The 21,428-nt window shown below is 51.9% G+C and carries 20 protein-coding genes, 2 tRNA genes and 1 pseudogene; 16 read left to right on the top strand and 7 right to left on the bottom strand.

Going from position 1 to position 21,428, the window contains the following annotated elements:
- Nucleotides 1-15 precede the first annotated feature (15 nt).
- Complete coding sequence (gene cgtA / locus ACLW56_RS11850; RefSeq protein ID WP_330983974.1) at nucleotides 16-1,185, top strand: Obg family GTPase CgtA; 1,170 nt, start codon at nucleotides 16-18, stop codon at nucleotides 1,183-1,185.
- Nucleotides 1,186-1,293: 108 nt separating this feature from the next.
- Here the strand turns inward: cgtA and dacB are convergent, their stop codons facing one another.
- Nucleotides 1,294-2,727 (bottom strand): serine-type D-Ala-D-Ala carboxypeptidase, encoded by a 1,434-nt coding sequence (dacB, locus tag ACLW56_RS11845; RefSeq protein WP_330983973.1) that lies wholly within the window; start codon nucleotides 2,725-2,727, stop codon nucleotides 1,294-1,296.
- A 247-nt stretch (nucleotides 2,728-2,974) separates the two neighbouring features.
- On the opposite strand from dacB, the gene greA reads away from it, so the two are divergent.
- Nucleotides 2,975-3,451 carry a transcription elongation factor GreA gene (gene greA, locus ACLW56_RS11840; protein ID WP_330983972.1) on the top strand — a complete coding sequence of 159 codons (477 nt, stop codon included), beginning with the start codon at nucleotides 2,975-2,977 and terminating at the stop codon, nucleotides 3,449-3,451.
- A 141-nt stretch (nucleotides 3,452-3,592) separates the two neighbouring features.
- On the opposite strand, the gene yhbY is transcribed toward greA, so the two are convergent.
- Nucleotides 3,593-3,886 (bottom strand): ribosome assembly RNA-binding protein YhbY, encoded by a 294-nt coding sequence (yhbY, locus tag ACLW56_RS11835; protein WP_330983971.1) that lies wholly within the window; start codon nucleotides 3,884-3,886, stop codon nucleotides 3,593-3,595.
- Nucleotides 3,887-4,011: 125 nt separating this feature from the next.
- Here yhbY and rlmE point away from each other — a divergent pair, with 125 nt between their 5' ends.
- The 7 genes from rlmE to ACLW56_RS11800 all read left to right on the top strand — a co-directional run bounded on the left by rlmE (nucleotide 4,012) and on the right by ACLW56_RS11800 (nucleotide 10,193).
- The gene (gene rlmE / locus ACLW56_RS11830; RefSeq protein ID WP_330983970.1) at nucleotides 4,012-4,641 is read left to right on the top strand and encodes a 23S rRNA (uridine(2552)-2'-O)-methyltransferase RlmE; all 630 of its coding nucleotides are present in this window, start codon (nucleotides 4,012-4,014) and stop codon (nucleotides 4,639-4,641) included.
- A 114-nt stretch (nucleotides 4,642-4,755) separates the two neighbouring features.
- Entirely contained in the window at nucleotides 4,756-6,693 is a 1,938-nt protein-coding gene (ftsH, locus tag ACLW56_RS11825; RefSeq protein WP_330983969.1) for an ATP-dependent zinc metalloprotease FtsH, read from the top strand.
- 98 nt (nucleotides 6,694-6,791) lie between these two features.
- Entirely contained in the window at nucleotides 6,792-7,640 is an 849-nt protein-coding gene (gene folP, locus ACLW56_RS11820; protein WP_330983968.1) for a dihydropteroate synthase, read from the top strand.
- Nucleotides 7,633-8,970 (top strand): phosphoglucosamine mutase, encoded by a 1,338-nt coding sequence (gene glmM, locus ACLW56_RS11815; protein ID WP_330983967.1) that lies wholly within the window; start codon nucleotides 7,633-7,635, stop codon nucleotides 8,968-8,970. Before folP ends, glmM begins: the two co-directional genes overlap by 8 nt.
- 227 nt (nucleotides 8,971-9,197) lie before the next feature.
- Nucleotides 9,198-9,527: a preprotein translocase subunit SecG gene (secG, locus tag ACLW56_RS11810; RefSeq protein WP_330983966.1), complete on the top strand. Its 330-nt coding sequence runs from the start codon at nucleotides 9,198-9,200 to the stop codon at nucleotides 9,525-9,527.
- A 9-nt stretch (nucleotides 9,528-9,536) separates the two neighbouring features.
- Nucleotides 9,537-9,623, top strand: a tRNA-Leu gene (locus tag ACLW56_RS11805).
- Nucleotides 9,624-9,794: 171 nt separating this feature from the next.
- On the top strand, nucleotides 9,795-10,193 hold the full coding sequence (locus ACLW56_RS11800; protein WP_330983965.1) for a hypothetical protein: 399 nt from the start codon (nucleotides 9,795-9,797) through the stop codon (nucleotides 10,191-10,193).
- A 41-nt stretch (nucleotides 10,194-10,234) separates the two neighbouring features.
- Here the strand turns inward: ACLW56_RS11800 and ACLW56_RS11795 are convergent.
- The 4 genes and pseudogenes from ACLW56_RS11795 to argG form a co-directional block, all read right to left on the bottom strand.
- Nucleotides 10,235-10,393: pseudogene (locus ACLW56_RS11795) on the bottom strand (YfaZ family outer membrane protein); the annotation flags it as partial.
- Between the two features lie 43 nt (nucleotides 10,394-10,436).
- Nucleotides 10,437-11,477 (bottom strand): porin OmpA, encoded by a 1,041-nt coding sequence (gene ompA, locus ACLW56_RS11790; protein ID WP_330983964.1) that lies wholly within the window; start codon nucleotides 11,475-11,477, stop codon nucleotides 10,437-10,439.
- A 210-nt stretch (nucleotides 11,478-11,687) separates the two neighbouring features.
- Nucleotides 11,688-12,317 carry a winged helix-turn-helix transcriptional regulator gene (locus tag ACLW56_RS11785; RefSeq protein WP_330983963.1) on the bottom strand — a complete coding sequence of 210 codons (630 nt, stop codon included), beginning with the start codon at nucleotides 12,315-12,317 and terminating at the stop codon, nucleotides 11,688-11,690.
- Nucleotides 12,318-12,515: 198 nt separating this feature from the next.
- On the bottom strand, nucleotides 12,516-13,862 hold the full coding sequence (gene argG, locus ACLW56_RS11780) for an argininosuccinate synthase (RefSeq protein WP_330983962.1): 1,347 nt from the start codon (nucleotides 13,860-13,862) through the stop codon (nucleotides 12,516-12,518).
- Nucleotides 13,863-14,196: 334 nt separating this feature from the next.
- Here argG and ACLW56_RS11775 point away from each other — a divergent pair.
- The 4 genes from ACLW56_RS11775 to infB all read left to right on the top strand — a co-directional run bounded on the left by ACLW56_RS11775 (nucleotide 14,197) and on the right by infB (nucleotide 19,149).
- A tRNA-Met gene (locus ACLW56_RS11775) sits at nucleotides 14,197-14,273 on the top strand.
- A gap of 199 nt (nucleotides 14,274-14,472) precedes the next feature.
- Nucleotides 14,473-14,925: a ribosome maturation factor RimP gene (gene rimP, locus ACLW56_RS11770; protein WP_330983961.1), complete on the top strand. Its 453-nt coding sequence runs from the start codon at nucleotides 14,473-14,475 to the stop codon at nucleotides 14,923-14,925.
- A 27-nt stretch (nucleotides 14,926-14,952) separates the two neighbouring features.
- Nucleotides 14,953-16,440, top strand: coding sequence for a transcription termination factor NusA (gene nusA, locus ACLW56_RS11765; protein ID WP_330983960.1), 1,488 nt, complete (start codon nucleotides 14,953-14,955; stop codon nucleotides 16,438-16,440).
- Between the two features lie 24 nt (nucleotides 16,441-16,464).
- A complete protein-coding gene (gene infB, locus ACLW56_RS11760; RefSeq protein ID WP_330983959.1) occupies nucleotides 16,465-19,149 on the top strand; it encodes a translation initiation factor IF-2 in 2,685 nt (894 codons plus the stop codon).
- A gap of 4 nt (nucleotides 19,150-19,153) precedes the next feature.
- On the opposite strand, the gene ACLW56_RS11755 is transcribed toward infB, so the two are convergent.
- Nucleotides 19,154-19,369 carry a hypothetical protein gene (locus tag ACLW56_RS11755; protein WP_330984062.1) on the bottom strand — a complete coding sequence of 72 codons (216 nt, stop codon included), beginning with the start codon at nucleotides 19,367-19,369 and terminating at the stop codon, nucleotides 19,154-19,156.
- 50 nt (nucleotides 19,370-19,419) lie between these two features.
- Between ACLW56_RS11755 and rbfA the strand changes: the two genes are divergently transcribed.
- The 3 genes from rbfA (at nucleotide 19,420) to rpsO (ending at nucleotide 21,181) form a co-directional block, all read left to right on the top strand.
- Nucleotides 19,420-19,821: a 30S ribosome-binding factor RbfA gene (gene rbfA / locus ACLW56_RS11750; protein WP_330983958.1), complete on the top strand. Its 402-nt coding sequence runs from the start codon at nucleotides 19,420-19,422 to the stop codon at nucleotides 19,819-19,821.
- The gene (gene truB, locus ACLW56_RS11745; RefSeq protein WP_330983957.1) at nucleotides 19,821-20,765 is read left to right on the top strand and encodes a tRNA pseudouridine(55) synthase TruB; all 945 of its coding nucleotides are present in this window, start codon (nucleotides 19,821-19,823) and stop codon (nucleotides 20,763-20,765) included. The genes rbfA and truB overlap by 1 nt, the downstream gene beginning before the upstream one ends.
- Nucleotides 20,766-20,911: 146 nt before the next feature.
- On the top strand, nucleotides 20,912-21,181 hold the full coding sequence (rpsO, locus tag ACLW56_RS11740; protein ID WP_312625433.1) for a 30S ribosomal protein S15: 270 nt from the start codon (nucleotides 20,912-20,914) through the stop codon (nucleotides 21,179-21,181).
- The last annotated feature ends 247 nt before the right edge of the window (nucleotides 21,182-21,428 follow it).

The raw sequence follows: 21,428 nt of genomic DNA, 5'->3' as shown, positions 1-21,428 counted from the left end.
TTTACGGAGAGTAAAATGAAGTTTGTTGATGAAGCAACGATCCTGGTCGTAGCAGGGGATGGTGGCAACGGTTGCGTGAGCTTCCGTCGCGAAAAATATATCCCACGAGGCGGCCCGGACGGCGGTGACGGCGGTGATGGTGGTGACGTTTGGCTCGAGGCTGACGAAAACCTCAACACCCTGATCGATTACCGTTTTGAAAAATCTTTCCGCGCTGAACGTGGTCAGAATGGCCAAAGCCGTGACTGTACGGGTAAACGTGGCAAAGACGTCACCGTGAAAGTCCCTGTGGGCACCCGTGTGATTGACCAGGGCACTGGCGAGACGATGGGTGACATGACCAGGCATGGTCAACGTCTGATGGTCGCTAAGGGTGGCTGGCACGGTCTGGGCAATACCCGCTTTAAGTCTTCTGTTAACCGTACTCCACGTCAAAAGACCATGGGTACGCCGGGTGACAAGCGTGACCTGCAGCTCGAATTGATGCTGTTGGCAGACGTTGGGATGTTGGGGATGCCGAACGCCGGTAAATCTACCTTTATCCGCGCCGTTTCTGCCGCTAAGCCGAAAGTGGCGGACTATCCGTTCACCACGCTGGTGCCAAGCCTTGGTGTTGTTCGTATGGACAACGAGAAGAGCTTTGTGGTCGCAGACATCCCTGGCCTGATTGAAGGCGCAGCGGAAGGGGCTGGCCTGGGGATTCGCTTCCTCAAACACCTTGAGCGTTGTCGCGTGTTGCTTCATCTGATCGATATCGATCCGATTGATGGTTCCGATCCAGTGGAGAACGCCCGCATTATCATCGGCGAACTGGAAAAATACAGCGAGAAGCTGGCTGAAAAACCACGCTGGTTGGTGTTCAACAAAATCGACCTGATGGACAAAGCCGAGGCAGAAGCCAAAGCGAAAGCCATTGCTGAAGCGCTGGGCTGGGAAGATAAGTTCTATCTGATCTCCGCGGCAAGCCAGCAGGGCGTGAAAGATCTTTGCTGGGATGTGATGACCTTCATCATCGAAAACCCGGTCGCAAAAGCGGAAGAAGAGAAGCAGCCTGAGAAAGTCGAGTTCATGTGGGACGATTATCATCGCGAGCAGCTTGAAGGCGCTGATGTTGAAGATGATGATGACTGGGACGACTGGGATGAAGACGACGAAGAAGGCGTTGAGTTCATCTACAAGCACTAAGTACTGTTGCCCGACGGCACTTCGTTTGTCGGGCCTACAAGAACAGTAGTTCGGGTAAGCGCAGCTCCACCCGGCAGCAGAAAGGCTCCCATCGGGAGCCTTTCTGCTTTAATTGTTCTGGTAAATGTCTTTATACAAGCGGCTTTCGAAACGAACCAATGGAATGCGGCGATTACGCTGGTCCGCAGGTTCAACCGCGTAGCCCGACAGATACTGTACAAACGCCATGCGTTGACCGCTGGCCGTCGTAATAAAGCCCGCCAGGTTATACACGCCCTGCAATGAGCCCGTCTTGGCCGACACCTTTCCATCCACGCCCGCCTGATGCAGACCCGCACGATATTGCAGAGAGCCGTCATAACCCGCTAACGGCAGCATAGAGATGAAATTCAGCTCGGTGTCGTGCTGCGCAATGTATTGCAGCACCTGCATCATGGTCGCTGGGGCGATCAGGTTGTGGCGAGAAAGCCCGGAACCGTCGGCAATAATGGTGTTGCCTAAATCGACGCCAGCCTGCTGACGGAGGATCTGACGGACGGCGTCTGATCCCGCACGCCAGGTCCCCGGCACGCCGAAACGAGCATGACCAATCATGCGAAAGACGGTATCGGCTATCATGTTGTCGGATTTTTTCAGCATGATCTTCAACAGATCGTGCAGCGGTGCCGACTGCTTGCTGGCGATGACGGTGCCCGGATCGTTGATCAGCGTCTGGCGCAATAATGTGCCCGAATAGGTAATACCGGCTTGCTTGAGCTCATCCTTAAGGATTGCTCCGGCGTAGCTTGCGCCATCCTGAATGGCGAACGCCAGCGGTAACGGTTCTGAACGCTGTGGCAGACACCCTGTCAGCGTGTAGCGGTTCAGATCGCCCGGAACAACATCCAGCTCGCAGTATTGCGCTTCGCCAGACCCTTTTTGCAGGGTGCGAACCTGACTGAACATCGTCACTGGATAGTAGGATGCAACGCGAATAAACGCTAAATCGCCGGGTTTTTGCGCGCTATAAAGTGAGACAGAGAAGCAGTTACGATCGACAATCGCTGCCGCAGGAGGGGCGCTAAAGCATTGTGTGAGATCGTTCCACGGCCAACCCGGGGCTTTATCGTGGCTGGCGAAAATAGAGGTGTCGATCAGCACATTGCCTTCAATTTGCTGGACGCCTGATTTTTTCAGAACCGCCACCATATTGCGAATATCTTGCCGTTTTAGGGTAGGATCGCCGCCAAATCTCGCAATTAAGTCGCCTTTCAGAATGCCGCTATCAACGCTACCTTTACTTTCCAGTGTGGTGGTAAAGCGAAAATCGGGACCCAGTTGCAGCAATGCCGCCAGGGCGGTAATCACCTTCTGGGTACTTGCCGGCAGGGCCATCTGCTGGCTGTGATAATCAATGTCGGGAGCTTGTGCGCCGACTTTTTGCACCATAAGAGCAAGATTGGCGCCGGCGGGGAGCTGAGTGACGTACTGCTCAACGTTCGCGGCCTGGACGCTAAAGGCTAAACTGGTGGTCAATCCGATGATAAATCTGGAAAATCGCATATTCTCGCGCTAACAACCTGGAAACAAACCGCCATACTACGGCGCAACGCCCTGTAAAGTAAACGATGACCCATAGTGAACTTCAGGGTAAAATACGCATCAAACAGAAAAATTGCCGCTGCCCTGGACATTTTGTTCCGGGTCAGTTTTCTTTTTGCTTTTCTCCTGGTAAGCCCGTGGGTTGACGGAGAAAGTACAGGGGCGCAGCGCGAGCTGTACCTCAAGGAATGATGAAGAGGTAAAACCCATGCAAGCTATTCCGATGACCTTACGTGGTGCTGAAAAACTGCGCGAAGAGCTGGAGTACCTGAAATCCGTTCGCCGCCCTGAAATCATTGCGGCCATTGCCGATGCCCGCGAACATGGCGATCTGAAAGAGAACGCTGAGTATCATGCCGCGCGTGAGCAGCAGGGCTTCTGCGAAGGTCGTATCAAGGATATTGAAGCGAAACTGTCCAACGCTCAGGTTATCGATATCACCAAAATGCCGAACACCGGCCGCGTGATTTTTGGCGCTACTGTACAGGTGCTGAACCTGGATAACGATGAAGAGACAAGCTGGCGTATTGTTGGCGATGATGAGGCTGATTTTAAGCAGAATCTCATCTCGGTAAACTCGCCTATCGCACGGGGTCTGATCGGTAAAGAGCAGGACGACGTAGTGACCATTCAGACGCCGGGTGGCGAAGTTGAATATGAGATAGTCAAAGTGGATTACCTGTAATTCCGCTTTGTTGACGCAATGTAAAGATAAGAAAAAGGCCGCATAGCGGCCTTTTATCAACGTTGAGAGCGTGGCATTTTGCTCACCTGCCCGCGAAAACCCCTCGTTTTACACATCACATGTGTTCAATTCAGGTTACTCTTAACGTGGCAGCGAGATTTTACGCTCTGCTGTTGGGCGATACAGAACCAGCGTCTTGCCGATGACCTGTACGTTACAGGCGCCGGTTTCGCGAACGATAGCTTCCACGATAAGGACTTTAGTCTCGCGATCTTCCGAGGCGATTTTCACCTTGATGAGTTCGTGGTGCTGCAACGCTTGTTCAATCTCGGCCAGTACCCCTTCGGTCAAACCATTGTTGCCAAGCATAACTACCGGCTTGAGCGGATGTGCCAGACCTTTCAGGTGCTGTTTTTGTTTAGTACTCAGATTCATCGTATATTTTTGCTTACGTTGGGATTGAAAACGGTTCATTCTACCGCCATCTCCCAATTATCACCAAATCGGCCGTTAAAATTTACGCAGCCGGATAGGATGAACCGTCCCAATGGGAAAGTTAAATGACAGGTAAAAAGCGTTCTGCCAGTTCCAGCCGCTGGCTTCAGGAACACTTTAGCGATAAATATGTTCAGCAGGCACAGAAAAAGGGGTTACGTTCCCGTGCCTGGTTTAAACTTGATGAAATACAGCAAAGTGACAAACTTTTTAAGCCGGGAATGACGGTCGTCGATCTCGGTGCAGCGCCCGGCGGATGGTCACAGTATGCCGTTACGCAGATAGGCGGTCAGGGTCGCATCATTGCTTGCGATCTTTTGCCGATGGATCCCATCGTCGGTGTCGACTTCCTTCAGGGCGATTTTCGTGATGAATTAGTGCTGAAAGCGTTACTTGAACGCGTAGGTGACAGTAAAGTCCAGGTTGTCATGTCCGATATGGCTCCAAACATGTGCGGAACACCGGCGGTGGATATCCCCCGTGCCATGTATCTGGTGGAACTGGCGCTTGAGATGAGCCGTGATGTTTTGGCTCCAGGCGGCAGTTTTTTAGTGAAGGTGTTTCAGGGCGAAGGTTTCGAGGAGTACCTTAAGGAAATTCGCTCCCTGTTTACGAAAGTGAAAGTTCGTAAGCCGGACTCTTCGCGCGCTCGTTCGCGTGAAGTGTACATTGTAGCGACCGGGCGAAAACCATAACCCGACGATTTTGCACCCATGCCGGTACGGCGGCGGTATGAAATGTGAAGGATGTATAGTAACCTGACGCTGTTATTAACACAGTTGTAATAAGAGGTTAATCCCTTGAGTGACATGGCGAAAAACCTAATACTCTGGCTGGTCATCGCAGTGGTGCTGATGTCTGTGTTCCAGAGCTTTGGGCCCAGCGAGTCAAATGGCCGTAAGGTGGATTACTCTACCTTCCTGCAAGAGGTCAATCAGGACCAGGTTCGCGAAGCGCGTATCAACGGACGTGAGATCAACGTTACCAAGAAAGATAGTAACCGTTACACGACTTACATTCCGGTTAACGATCCTAAACTGCTTGATAACCTGCTGACCAAAAACGTGAAAGTCGTGGGTGAACCCCCTGAAGAACCAAGCCTGCTGGCTTCTATCTTCATTTCCTGGTTCCCAATGCTTCTGCTGATTGGTGTCTGGATCTTCTTCATGCGCCAGATGCAGGGCGGCGGCGGTAAAGGCGCCATGTCGTTTGGTAAGAGCAAAGCGCGCATGCTGACGGAAGACCAGATCAAGACCACTTTTGCTGACGTCGCAGGCTGTGACGAAGCGAAAGAAGAAGTCGCTGAGCTGGTTGAATACCTGCGTGAGCCAAGCCGTTTCCAGAAGCTGGGCGGTAAAATTCCAAAAGGCGTCCTGATGGTGGGCCCACCGGGTACCGGTAAAACGCTGCTGGCGAAAGCGATCGCCGGTGAAGCGAAGGTGCCTTTTTTCACCATTTCCGGTTCTGACTTCGTCGAAATGTTCGTCGGTGTGGGTGCATCCCGTGTGCGCGACATGTTCGAACAAGCGAAGAAAGCGGCACCGTGCATTATCTTCATCGATGAAATCGACGCCGTAGGCCGCCAGCGTGGTGCCGGTCTGGGCGGTGGTCACGATGAACGTGAGCAGACGCTGAACCAGATGCTGGTTGAGATGGATGGTTTCGAAGGTAACGAAGGTATTATCGTTATCGCGGCAACTAACCGTCCTGACGTACTTGACCCTGCGCTGTTGCGTCCAGGCCGTTTCGACCGTCAGGTTGTGGTCGGTCTGCCAGACGTACGTGGTCGTGAACAGATCCTGAAAGTCCATATGCGTCGCGTTCCACTGGCGCCAGATATCGATGCGGCAATCATTGCGCGCGGTACACCAGGCTTCTCCGGTGCGGATCTCGCTAACCTCGTCAACGAAGCGGCTCTGTTCGCTGCTCGCGGTAACAAGCGTGTCGTGTCGATGGTTGAGTTCGAAAAAGCGAAAGACAAAATCATGATGGGTGCGGAACGCCGCTCCATGGTGATGACGGAAGCACAGAAAGAGTCCACGGCGTATCACGAAGCAGGTCACGCGATCATCGGCCGCCTGGTACCGGAACACGATCCGGTGCATAAAGTGACGATTATTCCGCGCGGTCGTGCGCTGGGTGTGACCTTCTTCCTGCCGGAAGGCGACGCGATTAGCGCCAGCCGTCAGAAGCTGGAAAGCCAAATCTCTACGCTGTACGGTGGTCGTCTGGCTGAAGAAATCATCTACGGTGCGGAGCATGTGTCTACCGGGGCGTCCAACGATATTAAAGTCGCGACAAACCTGGCGCGTAACATGGTCACTCAGTGGGGCTTCTCTGAAAAACTTGGTCCGCTGCTGTATGCAGAGGAAGAGGGTGAAGTGTTCCTCGGCCGTTCTGTTGCGAAAGCCAAGCATATGTCCGATGAGACAGCCCGTATCATCGACCAGGAAGTGAAGCTGTTGATTGAGCGTAACTATGCTCGCGCTCGTCAGCTTCTGAATGATAACCTGGACATTCTGCATACCATGAAAGATGCGTTGATGAAGTACGAAACCATCGATGCACCGCAGATTGATGATCTGATGGCTCGTCGTGATGTTCGCCCGCCAGCTGGCTGGGAAGATAACAACGGCAGCAGCAACAACTCTGACAGCAATGGCACCCCGAAAGCGCCGCGTCCGGTTGATGAACCGCGTACGCCGAATCCGGGTAACACCATGTCAGAGCAACTGGGCGACAAGTAAGTCTTCCGTTGTTGAACATGTTGTTTATGATTGAAACCCTGGGGCTTGCCCCGGGGTTTTTCTTTTTCTGTTAATTACCGTAAGGCCAGGACTCCGCCATGAAACTCTTTGCCCAGGGCAGTATGCTCGATCTTTCGCATCCTCACGTGATGGGTATTCTTAATGTCACGCCAGATTCCTTCTCAGACGGTGGCACGCATAACCAACTGGTTGATGCGCTGAAACACGCCAATCTGATGATCAATGCCGGGGCGACCATTATTGATGTAGGCGGAGAATCAACGCGACCGGGTGCGGCTGAAGTTAGCGTGGAAGAGGAACTGGCTCGTGTTATCCCGGTGGTTGAAGCTATCGCCCAGCGTTTCGAGGTCTGGATTTCCGTTGATACCTCAAAGCCGGGAGTGATCCGCGAATCCGCCCGTGTAGGCGCGCATATCATCAACGATATCCGTTCCCTGACTGAACCCGGCGCACTTGAAGCGGCAGCGGAAACGGGCTTACCGGTGTGCCTGATGCATATGCAGGGCAATCCAAAAACAATGCAGGAAGCGCCAAAGTACGATGACGTCGTTGCCGATGTAAATCGCTTCTTTATTGAGCATATCGAACGCTGCGAACGGGCAGGTATCGCAAAAGAGAAATTGTTACTCGACCCGGGCTTTGGTTTCGGTAAAAATCTCCAGCACAACTACGCACTTCTCGCACGTCTGTCCGGGTTTCATCACTTTGGCCTGCCGCTGTTAGTGGGGATGTCGCGCAAGTCGATGGTCGGGCAATTACTGAATGTCGGGCCAACTGAGCGACTTAGCGGAAGCCTGGCCTGTGCCGCGGTTGCTGCGATGCAAGGCGCGCATATCATCCGCGTGCACGATGTTAAAGAAACTGTTGAAGCGATGCGTGTGGTAGAAGCCACGCTGTCTGCAAGGGAAAATAAATACTATGAGTAACCGCAAATATTTCGGCACCGACGGTATCCGCGGCCGTGTAGGCGACGCACCGATCACCCCTGATTTCGTTCTGAAGCTGGGTTTTGCTGCCGGTAAAGTCCTGGCGCGCCATGGCTCACGTAAAGTGATCATCGGCAAAGATACCCGTATTTCTGGTTATATGCTGGAATCTGCCCTGGAAGCCGGTCTGGCGGCTGCCGGCCTTTCTGCTTCTTTTACCGGCCCAATGCCCACGCCGGCAGTGGCTTATCTGACTCGCACCTTCCGTGCTGAAGCGGGCATCGTTATCTCTGCTTCTCATAATCCGTTCTATGATAACGGCATCAAGTTCTTCTCCATCGACGGCACCAAGCTGCCAGATGAAGTAGAAGAAGCCATTGAAGCGGAGCTGGAAAAAGAGATCACCTGTGTAGACTCAGCCGAGCTGGGGAAAGCCAGCCGTATCGTCGATGCTGCAGGGCGTTACATCGAATTCTGTAAGGCGACGTTCCCGAATGAGCTGAATCTGAACGAGCTGAAAGTCGTGGTCGATTGCGCGAACGGGGCAACCTATCACATTGCGCCGAGCGTGTTCCGCGAGCTGGGTGCGAAAGTGATCGCTATCGGTTGTGAACCGAATGGTCTGAACATCAACGAAGAAGTCGGTGCAACTGACGTTCGTGCCTTGCAGGCGCGAGTATTGGCAGAAAAAGCGCATCTGGGTATCGCTTTTGACGGCGATGGCGACCGTGTGATCATGGTTGACCATGAGGGTAACAAAGTCGATGGCGATCAGATCCTGTATATCATCGCTCGTGAAGGCTTGCGTCAGGGCCAGCTGCGCGGAGGTGCTGTCGGCACGCTGATGAGTAACATGGGCCTGGAAGTGGCGCTGAAGCAGCTTGGTATTCCGTTTACCCGCGCCAAAGTGGGCGACCGCTATGTGCTGGAAAAACTGCAGGAGAAGGGCTGGCGCATTGGGGCTGAAAACTCCGGGCACGTCATTCTGCTGGACAAAACCACCACCGGTGACGGTATCGTGGCAGCACTCCAGGTTGTTGCCGCGATGGCGCGCAACCACATGACGTTGCAGGATCTGTGTAGCGGCATGAAGATGTTCCCACAGGTTCTGGTTAACGTCCGTTACACCGACGGTGCGGAAAACCCACTAGAGAACGAGACAGTGAAAAGCGTCACCGCTGAGGTGGAGTCTGCTCTGGGAAGTCGTGGCCGTGTTCTGTTGCGTAAATCGGGCACTGAGCCACTGATTCGCGTGATGGTAGAAGGTGAAGATGAAGCTCAGGTTAACGCCTTCTCTCACCGAATCGCTGACGCTGTGAAAGCGGTTTAACCCCACCATAAACGTTTAAAAAGGCGGCGTTTGTCGCCTTTTTGTTGCCGCACAGTGTGTCTTTTGCTGTTTTTTTCCGCACTTGATACAATGCATCAAAATTGCCCTTGCGAAGCCAATTCGCTTTGGTTAGTATTCACACCCGCTTCAGTGGGAAACGTTAATAAATCCCGCTTTATTGGTTGAAGCACTTGGTATGCGGTAATCCCGCAAGGAACAGGTTGATTATGTACGAAGCTCTTTTGGTCGTTTTCCTTCTTGTTGCGATTGGCCTCGTTGGTCTGATCATGCTGCAGCAGGGTAAAGGCGCTGATATGGGAGCCTCCTTCGGAGCAGGCGCATCCGCTACGTTGTTTGGTTCAGGGGGTTCTGGTAACTTCATGACCCGCATGACCGCGATTCTGGCGACGCTGTTCTTCATCATCAGTCTGGTTCTGGGTAACCTGAATACCAACAAAACCAGTAAAGGAAGCGAGTGGGAAAATCTGACTGCACCGAAATCGGAGCAGACTCAGCCAGCAGCACCGGCACAGCCGAGCAGCGATATCCCACACTAAGTACTCAGTACCGAGGTGGTGGAATTGGTAGACACGCTACCTTGAGGTGGTAGTGCCCTAACGGGCTTGTGGGTTCGAGTCCCATCCTCGGTACCAATATTCCAGAAAAGAGACGTCGTAAGACGTCTTTTTTTGTTTTTGTCCTTTCTGTTTTTCGCTTTATTCCAGAGTTTTTTTATAAACAAAACTCTCCTGTCTGGACCTGCGTTAACCCGATAAAGTCTTCATCGTTTGTTTTTACATCATCTATGCGGATATGAAGACGCCATGACTATCACCAAATTGCTTTCCCTGACAGGATTCTTATTACTGGCGGGATGCAGCCGTTCATCCTCATCAAATACGGTTACTGAAATCCAGGATATGGCTGTGCCCGTTGTACATTCTCAGGAGACCGTGAGCGCAGAAAGTTCGGATGTGACTCATTGCTATAAAGAGAATGCAGCACGTCTCAGCAAGCTCCAGTACTCACTGAAATCAACGATGTTGACGGATGTAAAACCGTCTGAAATATTTGATACTCATAGCGATGCGCACCAGGTTTATACGGCGTTATCAAAACTTGAGCAAATTTCAGCGATGAATGAAACGTATCGGAAAGAGGGCAATATTGCCGGGCTTAAAGCGATTAACGAAATGCTTAAGCCGCTGAAGGTTGCTGCTTGATGGGATCAGGATTGCCGGTCGCCCGGCGATCCTGTGGGGTGTCAGAAAGTGAAATTGAAACCAGCGTAACCGCCATCGGCCAGGGTATTATCCCGATGGTCATCTTTTCCTGCCATATCGATATAACGATAGCCAGCTTCAACATACATCGATTTGATGACTCGCAGGCGTACACCAGCATTTGCCTCAACGTAGTCGTCTGGCGCTCGGGCAAATAAATCAAGTGGTTGCTGTCGCGATAAATTACTGGCCGGAGATCTGCACGACAACGCGACGATCGGGTGCCAGGCAGGAAATCAGAGCGTTTCCTTTCTGGTTATCACAGGTATTTCCCGTGACAGAATCGCTGGCGCCACGGCCTTCGGTCTGGATGTTGGCTGCTGGCATTCCCAGGCTCACCAGTTGATCGGCAACGGACTGAGCACGTTGTGCGGAGAGCTGCTGGTTATATTCAGCCTTGCCGGTGCGGTCGCTGTAACCAATTACCGTCGTCGAATGACCTTTTGCCGCCTGCATTTCTGGGGAGTTATACAGTTGATTGATGGCGGCTTTACCTTCTTCAGTCAGCATCGCGGAATCGTAACCGAACATCACGTCAGACTTGAGGTTGAAGGTTTTTACTTCAGGTGCAGGGGCTTCAACAGGGGCAGGCGTCACAACAGGCGCGTCATCGTGCTGGCCAAAGCGGTACACCACCCCAGCCGTTACAGAGCTGACATCTGCACTCACACCAATCTGGTTGGCGTTACCGACGTTGCTAACCCACTGGTATTCCAGGCGGCCTGCCCAGTTCTGCGTGAATGCATATTCAGTTCCCAAAGCAACAACGGGACGGATGCCAGTTTCAAACTTGTTGTGGCCGCTGATGTCGGATTCAGCGCGATAGCCCATGGCACCGAAGCGGCCATAGATATCCCAGTTATCGGTAAAGCCGTAGCTGGTTTTCAGGGAAAGTTGCAGACCCTGGCTTTTCATTTTGGCACCGTTAACGCCGTTATTGCCGTTGATCTGCATGTTGCCGAGGTAGTCGTAACCGCCTTCTACCGCCAGCCAGTCATTGATCTGATAGCCACCGAATACACCGCCGCCGACATTGTCGTGATCGATATCGAAATCAGTTGCGTCATGCAGGTTATCGTTGAAGTCTTTATTTCCGCTGGCATCGAAATAGTGAGACCAGCCGAATTTAGCGCCACCGTACCAGGTACCTGCATCACCCGCGGCGAAAGCAGTGGATACTGCACAAGCATTTAAAACCATCAAAGCAACAAGTGTTTTTTTCATTTTGAACAATCATCCGTTATCAAAGCGAGCATGGGATTACTGATAAACGCAGGCTGCTAAGATAGGACCAATGATTATTATTGGATAATTCAAAACGGTTTAAATTTAAATCTGGCGTGCTTTTTAATCAGTAGGTTTTCCAGGCGTGTCATTGTGTTTTTAAATGTAAAGGCCTTCTATTATTTGTTAATTCAGGAAGGCCTGGAAGTCTTAGAATTTTTCAGGAAGTGTTTCAATATGCTGTAAATATCCACCGCGTATGAACTGGATATATTTCCCTTTTTTCAGTGCGGAGAGCACATTCAGCACGCTACTGCGTGAGAGGTGAGTACGGTCCTGAATATAATCGAGCATGGATACGCGCATTCTCGTCTCTTCAGGGAGCATGATCATTTCTAATAAATGATTGCGGATAACTGAATAGGTTCGTTGCTGAAGAACAAGCGCATCGCGATAGGTTAAATAGGCGGTGTGGTAGGAGAGCAGAATAGTGACTTCTTCCCATAGCTGTTTCTCTCGTAAAATCTGTATAGCGTCCTCAGCATCCATCCGCAGAATTTCACATTCGACTTCCGCACGTAAACCATGTGTACGCATCGGTTGCATCATTTCGGCAATGCCAAACACATGAGGCTCGTAAACGGTGACCATCAACAAACCATCTGAAGAACGCAACATAGAGATCTCGCCTTTCTTAAACAGATAAAGCTGATGCTTGCCTTTATAATCCCAGCTGATTTTCTTTCTGGCGATGGCGTTCATGGGGATTGCATGGGGTTCCAGCGCGTTTAGAAGACGGTTAATCGCCTCTTGAGGGCGATCAGGTTGCGTAATATGCATTGAGAATCCTCATGAATACTGATGAGTTATTACGTCAGAATTATAGATGCGCATGGTAAAACACAACGAGCGAAACGGACAGGTAAAAGAGGCCTAAAAAAGGGATGTGCCCGAAAAATGTGAGTGAATAGCAACATCTTTTGGATGTAAAAATAAAAAAAAAAGGCCGGATATCCGGCCTTTATGATATGCACAGCATTACTTCTTCACATGGCTGTCCAGGTTTTCAACCTGAGGCAATCCGTTACCAGAGGATGCTGAAAGCAGACCGGTTTTGGCGTAGCCAAACAGTTTTTCACGGGTATCGGTAATGTCCAGATTGCGCATGGTCAACTGGCCGATACGATCGTCTGGTGAGAACACCGAATCCCCTTTTTCCATGGTCAGACGCTCAGCCTTATAAGTCAGATTGTCAGACACGGTGTTGAGGATGGAGTAGTCATTCCCACGACGCAGCTCCAGGGTAACTTCGCCAGTTATCTGGCTTGCCACCCAACGTTGCAAACCATCACGCAGCATCAGGGCCTGGGAATCGAACCAGCGGCCTTGATACAGCAGACGGCCCAGCTGGCGACCATGAGCGTGATACTGCTCAATGGTGTCTTCGTTGTGAATGCCGGTCAGCAGACGTTCATAAGCAATGTGTAGCAGTGCCATGCCCGGTGCTTCATAAATGCCACGGCTTTTCGCTTCGATGATGCGGTTTTCAATCTGATCGCTCATCCCCAAACCATGACGACCGCCGATACGGTTGGCTTCCAGCATCATCTCCACATCATCGTTGAATGTTTTGCCATTCAGCGCGACAGGATGGCCTTGCTCAAAGCGAACGGTGACTTCTTCCGCAGGGATCTTCACGTTCTCATCCCAGAACTTCACACCCATGATCGGGTTGACGATCTTGACGCTGGAGTTCAGGAATTCCAGATCTTTTGCTTCGTGGGTTGCACCCAGCATGTTGGAGTCTGTGGAGTAGGCTTTCTCAACCGACATTTTATAGTCGAAGCCACAGGCAATCATAAACTCAGACATTTCCTGACGGCCGCCGAGTTCATCAATAAAGTCAGTGTCGAGCCACGGTTTGTAAATTTTCAGCTCGGCGTTGGTCAGCAGACCGTAACGATAGAAACGTTCGATATCGTTGCCTTTATAGGTGCTGCCGTCACCCCAGATGTTCACGCCATCATCTTTCATCGCGGCAACCAGCATTGTGCCAGTGACGGCACGGCCAAGCGGGGTGGTATTGAAATAAGTCAAACCGCCGGTGGTGTTGTGGAAGGCTCCGCATTGAATGGCGGCGATACCTTCGGCAACCAGTTGTTTACGGCAATCGATCAGGCGCGCGTTCTCGGCACCGTATTCCATTGCGCGGCGTGGAATAGCATCGTAATCCTCTTCATCAGGTTGACCGAGGTTCGCGGTGTAGGCGTATGGCACAGCGCCTTTTTTTCGCATCCACAGCAGTGCGGCGCTGGTGTCCAGACCACCGGAGAAAGCGATACCAATACGTTGACCAGATGGAAGATGCTTGAGAATCGTCGTCATAAAGTAAAACCCTGCTTGCCAGACTGTGTTGAGGTAAAAGTTTCTGCTTTCACTGCATGTTTATGCAAAATAAATGAGTTTTCATTTAATCACTTTTTTTCGGGAACAGGAAGTGATTCATGCATTTTCCTTGAAAAATTCCCGACAGGAGGCGCTAACATTATGCATAACAGCAGGTTTTTTTATGCCTGAACAAGCAAGGATATTAATGGGTTGACAGAACCCATTAATTTTCAATATACTGCAGGCCGATTTTACGTCCCGTCCTCGGTACCAAATCCCAGCAGTATTTGCGTTTTTTACCTAAACCCGGTAAAATATGCCACGTTTCAGGCGCGGGGTGGAGCAGCCTGGTAGCTCGTCGGGCTCATAACCCGAAGGTCGTCGGTTCAAATCCGGCCCCCGCAACCACTTTCCCTTTGAGTTCTTTTTCAAATATACTCTTCGTATGTCGTCGCTGGATTTGAAAAAATTCTCACGGAAAGTACTCCAGACCGCATTTGCGGTTATAGGGTTCAGTTATCTAAAGCCCCGATTTATCGGGGTTTTTTGTTATCTGACTAAAGAATAACTGGGCTTTACGCCCTTTTTTTATGTCTTGGGGGTGGGCTTGTCCACATTAGAACAGAAATTAACAGAGATGCTTACGGCGCCGGTTGAGGCACTGGGCTTCGAGCTGGTTGGCATCGAATTTATTCGCGGTCGCACATCCACGCTGCGCATCTATATTGATAGTGAAGATGGCATCAATGTTGATGATTGTGCTGATGTGAGCCACCAGGTCAGTGCCGTCATGGATGTCGAAGACCCCATTACCGTCGCTTACAACCTGGAAGTTTCCTCACCAGGGCTCGACCGTCCTATGTTCACCGCTGAACATTACACACGTTTCCTCGGTGAAGAGGTTACGGTTGTCCTGCGCATGGCGGTTCAGAACCGCCGCAAATGGCAGGGCATTATCAAAGCGGTAGATGGTGAGATGATCACTGTTACAGTCGAAGGCAAAGATGAAGTGTTCGCGCTGAGTAACATCCAGAAGGCGAACCTGGTTCCCCACTTTTAACAGTCTGGATTGAGGTGAAAGGCCCCGATGAACAAAGAAATTTTGGCTGTTGTTGAAGCCGTTTCCAATGAAAAGTCACTGCCGCGCGAAAAGATTTTCGAAGCGCTGGAAAGTGCACTGGCTACGGCAACCAAGAAAAAATACGAACAAGAGATCGATGTTCGCGTAGAAATCGATCGTAAGAGTGGTGATTTCGATACTTTCCGTCGCTGGGTTATTGTTGAAGAAGTGACCCAGCCAACGAAAGAAATCACCCTCGAAGCCGCTCGTTATGAAGACGAGAGCTTTAACGTGGGCGAATATGTTGAGGACCAGATTGAGTCTGTGACCTTCGACCGTATCACCACTCAAACCGCGAAACAGGTTATCGTGCAGAAAGTCCGCGAAGCGGAGCGTGCGATGGTTGTTGATCAGTTCCGTGAGCACGAAGGTGAGATCATCACCGGCGTGGTGAAGAAAGTGAACCGCGACAACATCTCTTTGGATCTGGGCAGCAATGCTGAAGCTGTGATCCTGCGTGAAGACATGCTGCCACGTGAAAACTTCCGTCCGGGTGACCGTATTCGCGGTGTACTTTACTCTGTGCGTCCGGAAGCGCGTGGCGCGCAGCTGTTCGTTACCCGTTCCAAGCCGGAAATGCTGGTTGAACTGTTCCGCATCGAAGTGCCGGAAATTGGCGAAGAAGTTATCGAAATCAAAGCGGCTGCCCGTGATCCAGGTTCTCGTGCGAAAATCGCAGTGAAAACCAACGATAAGCGTATCGACCCAGTCGGTGCTTGCGTGGGTATGCGCGGTGCGCGTGTTCAGGCCGTTTCCACAGAGCTTGGCGGTGAGCGTATTGACATCGTGCTGTGGGACGATAACCCGGCTCAGTTCGTGATCAACGCGATGGCACCGGCAGACGTTGCTTCTATCGTGGTTGACGAAGACAAGCACACCATGGATATCGCCGTTGAAGCGGGTAACCTGGCACAGGCGATCGGCCGTAATGGTCAGAACGTGCGTCTGGCTTCACAGCTGAGCGGCTGGGATCTCAACGTCATGACTGTTGACGATCTGCAGGCGAAGCATCAGGCTGAAGCCCATGCGGCGATCGATACCTTCACCAAATATCTTGATATTGATGAAGACTTCGCCACCGTGCTGGTTGAAGAAGGTTTCTCAAGCCTGGAAGAACTGGCCTATGTGCCAATGAAAGAATTGCTGGAAATCGACGGCCTGGACGAACAGACCGTTGAGGCACTTCGTGAACGTGCGAAAAACGCACTGACTACGCTGGCGCTGGCTCAGGAAGAAAGCCTCGGTGATAAAAAACCGGCTGACGATCTGCTGAACCTTGAAGGTCTGGATCGTGCAATGGCATTTAAGCTGGCTGCCCGCGGTGTTTGTACGCTGGAAGATCTTGCCGATCAGGGCATTGATGACCTGGCTGATATCGAAGGTTTGACCGACGAGAAAGCCGGTGAGCTCATCATGGCCGCACGCAATATTTGCTGGTTCGGCGACGAAGCGTAATAAACTGTAGCAGGAAGGAACAGCATGACAGATGTAACCGTAAAAACGCTGGCCGCAGAAATTCAGACTTCCGTGGACCGCCTGGTACAGCAATTTGCTGATGCAGGTATCCCGAAGAAAGCTGAAGATTCTGTGACCGCGCAAGAAAAACAAACCTTGTTAGCACACCTGAACCGTGAACACGGTTCAGCGCCTGACAAGCTGACGCTGCAGCGTAAAACCCGGAGCACCCTGAGCGTTCAGGGGACCGGTGGTAAGAGCAAATCGGTGCAGATTGAAGTCCGCAAAACGCGTACCTTTGTAAAACGTGACCCGCAGGAAGCTGACCGTCTGGCGGAAGAAGAAGCGAAGCGTGAAGCGGAAGAACAAGCCCGTCGTGAGGCTGAAGAAACAGCCAAGCGTGAGGCACAGGCAAAAGCTGAACGTGAGGCCGCAGAACAAGCTAAGCGCGAATCCGCTGAAAAAGCGAAGCGTGAAGTTGCGGAAAAAGACAAAGTGAGCAATCAACAGACAGACGATATGACCAAAACCGCCCAGGCTGAGAAAGCCCGCCGTGAAGCTGAAGCTGCAGAGCTGAAGCGTAAATCGGAAGAAGAAGCGCGTCGCAAGCTTGAAGAAGAAGCTCGCCGCGTCGCGGAAGAAGCCCGCCGCATGGCCGAAGAAAACGAGAAAAATGGGGTGAATAACGCTGAGCCGACTGAGGATACCAGCGATTATCACGTCACCACTTCTCAGCATGCGCGCCAGGCTGAAGACGAAAACGATCGTGAAAGCGAAGCCGGCCGTGGCCGCACTCGTAGCGCGAAAGCGGCTCGTCCAGCGAAGAAAGGCAATAAGCACGCTGAATCCAAAGCCGATCGCGAAGAAGCCCGCGCTGCCATCCGTGGTGGTAAAGGCGGTAAGCGTAAAGGTTCCACTCTGCAGCAGGGCTTCCAGAAGCCAGCTCAGGCCGTAAACCGTGACGTTGTGATTGGCGAAACCATCACCGTTGGCGATCTGGCTAACAAGATGGCCGTCAAAGGTTCTCAGGTCATCAAAGCGATGATGAAACTGGGCGCTATGGCGACCATCAACCAGGTCATCGACCAGGAAACCGCACAGCTGGTTGCCGAAGAGATGGGCCACAAAGTTATCCTGCGTCGTGAAAACGAGCTGGAAGAAGCGGTAATGAGCGACCGTGATACCGGTGCTGCTGCTGAGCCACGTGCGCCAGTCGTTACCATCATGGGTCACGTTGACCACGGTAAAACCTCTCTGCTCGACTACATTCGTTCAACGAAAGTGGCGTCTGGCGAAGCCGGTGGCATTACCCAGCATATCGGTGCTTACCACGTTGAAACTGACAACGGTATGATCACCTTCCTGGATACCCCGGGTCACGCCGCGTTTACCTCCATGCGTGCTCGTGGTGCTCAGGCGACGGATATCGTAGTTCTGGTTGTTGCAGCAGACGACGGCGTCATGCCGCAGACCATCGAAGCTATCCAGCACGCGAAAGCGGCGCAGGTGCCTCTGGTCGTTGCTGTGAACAAAATCGACAAGCCTGAAGCGGACATGGATCGCGTTAAGAACGAACTGTCTCAGTACGGTGTTATGCCGGAAGAGTGGGGCGGTGAAGCGCAGTTCATCCCAGTCTCTGCAAAAGTGGGTACCGGTGTTGATGACCTGCTGAACGCAATCCTGCTGCAGTCTGAAGTTCTGGAACTGAAAGCGGTGCGTAACGGTATGGCAAGCGGTGCAGTGATCGAATCCTTCCTGGATAAAGGTCGTGGTCCGGTTGCTACCGTTCTGGTTCGTGAAGGGACTCTGCACAAGGGCGACATCGTTCTGTGTGGCTTCGAATACGGTCGTGTTCGTGCGATGCGTGACGAACTGGGTCAGGAAGTTCTGGAAGCAGGTCCGTCCATTCCAGTGGAAATCCTGGGTCTGTCCGGTGTTCCGGCTGCCGGTGATGAAGTGACCGTTGTTCGTGACGAGAAAAAAGCGCGTGAAGTTGCGCTGTATCGTCAGGGCAAATTCCGTGAAGTCAAACTGGCTCGTCAGCAGAAGTCCAAGCTGGAGAACATGTTTGCCAACATGACCGAAGGCGAAGTTCACGAAGTGAACATCGTTCTGAAAGCCGACGTACAGGGTTCTGTCGAAGCGATCTCCGATTCCTTGCTGAAACTGTCTACCGACGAAGTGAAAGTGAAGATTATCGGTTCTGGCGTGGGTGGTATCACCGAAACCGACGCTACGCTTGCTGCTGCTTCCAACGCTATCCTGGTTGGCTTCAACGTCCGTGCTGACGCTTCTGCGCGCCGCGTCATTGATGCTGAAAGCCTGGATCTGCGTTACTACTCCGTCATCTATCATCTGATTGACGAAGTGAAAGCAGCGATGAGCGGTATGCTGTCACCAGAGCTGAAACAGCAGATCATCGGTCTGGCTGAAGTTCGTGACGTGTTCAAATCGCCGAAATTCGGTGCGATCGCCGGTTGTATGGTTACCGAAGGTAACATCAAGCGTCACAACCCAATCCGCGTTCTGCGTGACAACGTGGTTATCTATGAAGGCGAGCTGGAATCCCTGCGTCGTTTCAAAGATGACGTTAACGAAGTCCGTAACGGCATGGAATGTGGTATCGGCGTGAAGAACTACAACGACGTTCGTGTTGGCGATATGATCGAAGTGTTCGAGATCATTGAGATCCAACGCAGCATCGACTAATCCCTTAAGGATTAGTCAGCGTCCAGGCCGGGTCAGCGAAGCGCCACCCGGCATGAATTTCAAAAGGGGCTAATAGCCCCTTTGAGACTGATGATAAACCTCTAACGAGTGCCGTTTTGTCATTAGCGACCGAACAAAAAACCAGGAAAATCAATTCATTGATTTTCGGCTGCTCACCACAAAGAAGGAAAAACCACGCTTTTTCCTTCTTTGTCAGCAATCTGAAGGGGCTAATAGCCCCTTTGTTGTCTTTATTCTGGAGAATTTATTATGGCGAAAGAATTTGGTCGCCCGCAGCGCGTCGGTCAGGAGTTGCAAAAAGAAATTGCTATCATCCTGCAGCGCGAAATTAAAGATCCACGTCTTGGCCTGATGACCACCGTCTCCGGTGTGGAAGTCTCCCGTGACCTGGCCTATGCCAAAGTGTTTGTGACCTTCCTGAATGACAAAGACGAAGCCGCTGTTAAAGCGGGCATCCGTGCTTTGCAGGATGCGTCTGGCTTCATTCGTACGCTGCTGGGTAAAGCGATGCGCCTGCGTATCGTGCCGGAACTGACCTTCTTCTACGACAACTCGTTGGTTGAAGGGATGCGTATGTCCAACCTTGTAACCAACGTGGTGAAGCATGACGATGAGCGTCGTGTGAACCCGGACGACAGCAAGGAGGACTAATGAGTCGTCCTCGTCGTCGTGGCCGCGATATCCACGGTGTGTTGCTGCTGGACAAGCCTCAGGGTGCCTCCAGCAACGACGTTCTGCAAAAGGTAAAGCGTCTTTATAACGCTAACCGTGCAGGGCACACCGGCGCGCTCGATCCGCTGGCGACCGGTATGCTTCCGGTCTGTCTCGGTGAGGCCACCAAGTTTTCTCAGTATCTGCTTGATTCCGACAAACGCTATCGCGTGATTGCGAAGCTCGGGCAGCGTACTGACACCTCTGATGCCGATGGTCAAATCGTCGAAGAGCGCCCAATGACTTTCAGCGCCTCCGATTTGGCTGCTGCACTGGACAGCTTCCGCGGTGATACCCAGCAGGTGCCTTCGATGTATTCGGCGCTGAAGTATCAGGGTAAAAAGCTGTATGAATACGCTCGTCAGGGCATTGATATTCCGCGTGAGGCCAGGCCGATCACGGTCTACGAACTGCTGTTTATTCGCCATGAAGGCGATGAGCTTGAGCTTGAGATCCACTGTTCGAAAGGCACTTACATCAGGACAATCATTGATGACCTGGGTGAGAAGCTCGGCTGCGGCGCACACGTCATTATGCTGCGTCGTCTGGCGGTGAGCCGTTACCCGGTTGAGCGGATGGTGACACTGGAACAGCTCCATGCGCTGGTTGCTCAGGCACAAGCGCAAGATATTCCAGCTGCCCAGTTGCTGGATCCTCTCCTCATGCCGATGGACAGTCCGGCATCGGACTTCCCGGTGGTGAACCTGCCGTTGACCTCTTCCGTGTACTTCAAAAACGGTAATCCTGTGCGTACTTCGAACGTGACAGCAACCGGTTTGGTCCGCGTGACAGAAGGCGATGAAGCCAAATTCATCGGTATGGGCGAAATTGACGATGAAGGCCGCGTGGCACCACGCCGTCTGGTCGTTGAGTACCCGCAATAATCGCTCACCTTGCGATAACAAGTCGCTGCAGGTAGAATATTGCGGCTTAACGTCTGAACACCGGTTTACCCGTAGGGCAGCGTTAATCCTGGGGTCGCTGAATTAGAGATCGGCACCCTTTTTCCTTATTAATTCTGGAGTTTAAAATGTCTCTAAGCGTTGAAGCTAAAGCAAAAATCGTTTCCGAGTTTGGTCGTGGTTCTAACGACAGTGGTTCTACCGAAGTTCAGGTTGCACTGCTGACCGCTCAGATCAACCACCTGCAGGGTCACTTCTCTGAGCACAAAAAAGATCACCACAGCCGTCGTGGTCTGCTGCGTATGGTTTCTCAGCGTCGTAAACTGCTCGACTACCTGAAGCGTAAAGATGTTGCACGCTACACTGCGCTTATCGAGCGTCTGGGTCTGCGTCGCTAATTCTGGCGAGTTTCAGAAAGAGGGGCCTTTATGGCCCCTTTTTTCAACCAGATGGCAGCAATTAGGCTGAAACTCATGTATTGTTTGTATTGCTGCGATAAATGATCTTCCGAGCAGAGTTTCGCGCGGCTAATGAGAGGCTTAACCCACGACGGTTAGGATTGTCATTAGTCGCGAGGATGCCAGAAGATCGGGTCAATGGATGGCACGCTCAGTGGTGCGCTGTCCCTTATCAAGAAAGGGTAAA

It is taken from the genome of Pantoea sp. sgz302252, assembly GCF_047713085.1.
In the GTDB taxonomy this organism is placed as follows: domain Bacteria; phylum Pseudomonadota; class Gammaproteobacteria; order Enterobacterales; family Enterobacteriaceae; genus Scandinavium.
This window is presented reverse-complemented; position numbering and strand designations above follow the sequence as displayed.

Excerpts from the sequence above, each read along its gene's own strand:
- infB (WP_330983959.1), top strand. The coding sequence starts at position 16,465 with ATGACAGATGTAACCGTAAAAACGCTGGCCGCAGAAATTCAGACTTCC.
- nusA (WP_330983960.1), top strand. The coding sequence starts at position 14,953 with ATGAACAAAGAAATTTTGGCTGTTGTTGAAGCCGTTTCCAATGAAAAG.
- folP (WP_330983968.1), top strand. The coding sequence starts at position 6,792 with ATGAAACTCTTTGCCCAGGGCAGTATGCTCGATCTTTCGCATCCTCAC.
- rpsO (WP_312625433.1), top strand. The coding sequence starts at position 20,912 with ATGTCTCTAAGCGTTGAAGCTAAAGCAAAAATCGTTTCCGAGTTTGGT.
- cgtA (WP_330983974.1), top strand. The coding sequence starts at position 16 with ATGAAGTTTGTTGATGAAGCAACGATCCTGGTCGTAGCAGGGGATGGT.
- ftsH (WP_330983969.1), top strand. The coding sequence starts at position 4,756 with ATGGCGAAAAACCTAATACTCTGGCTGGTCATCGCAGTGGTGCTGATG.
- dacB (WP_330983973.1), bottom strand. The coding sequence starts at position 2,727 with ATGCGATTTTCCAGATTTATCATCGGATTGACCACCAGTTTAGCCTTT.
- ompA (WP_330983964.1), bottom strand. The coding sequence starts at position 11,477 with ATGAAAAAAACACTTGTTGCTTTGATGGTTTTAAATGCTTGTGCAGTA.
- argG (WP_330983962.1), bottom strand. The coding sequence starts at position 13,862 with ATGACGACGATTCTCAAGCATCTTCCATCTGGTCAACGTATTGGTATC.
- ACLW56_RS11800 (WP_330983965.1), top strand. The coding sequence starts at position 9,795 with ATGACTATCACCAAATTGCTTTCCCTGACAGGATTCTTATTACTGGCG.
- greA (WP_330983972.1), top strand. The coding sequence starts at position 2,975 with ATGCAAGCTATTCCGATGACCTTACGTGGTGCTGAAAAACTGCGCGAA.
- secG (WP_330983966.1), top strand. The coding sequence starts at position 9,198 with ATGTACGAAGCTCTTTTGGTCGTTTTCCTTCTTGTTGCGATTGGCCTC.
- rbfA (WP_330983958.1), top strand. The coding sequence starts at position 19,420 with ATGGCGAAAGAATTTGGTCGCCCGCAGCGCGTCGGTCAGGAGTTGCAA.
- truB (WP_330983957.1), top strand. The coding sequence starts at position 19,821 with ATGAGTCGTCCTCGTCGTCGTGGCCGCGATATCCACGGTGTGTTGCTG.
- rlmE (WP_330983970.1), top strand. The coding sequence starts at position 4,012 with ATGACAGGTAAAAAGCGTTCTGCCAGTTCCAGCCGCTGGCTTCAGGAA.
- glmM (WP_330983967.1), top strand. The coding sequence starts at position 7,633 with ATGAGTAACCGCAAATATTTCGGCACCGACGGTATCCGCGGCCGTGTA.
- ACLW56_RS11785 (WP_330983963.1), bottom strand. The coding sequence starts at position 12,317 with ATGCATATTACGCAACCTGATCGCCCTCAAGAGGCGATTAACCGTCTT.
- yhbY (WP_330983971.1), bottom strand. The coding sequence starts at position 3,886 with ATGAATCTGAGTACTAAACAAAAACAGCACCTGAAAGGTCTGGCACAT.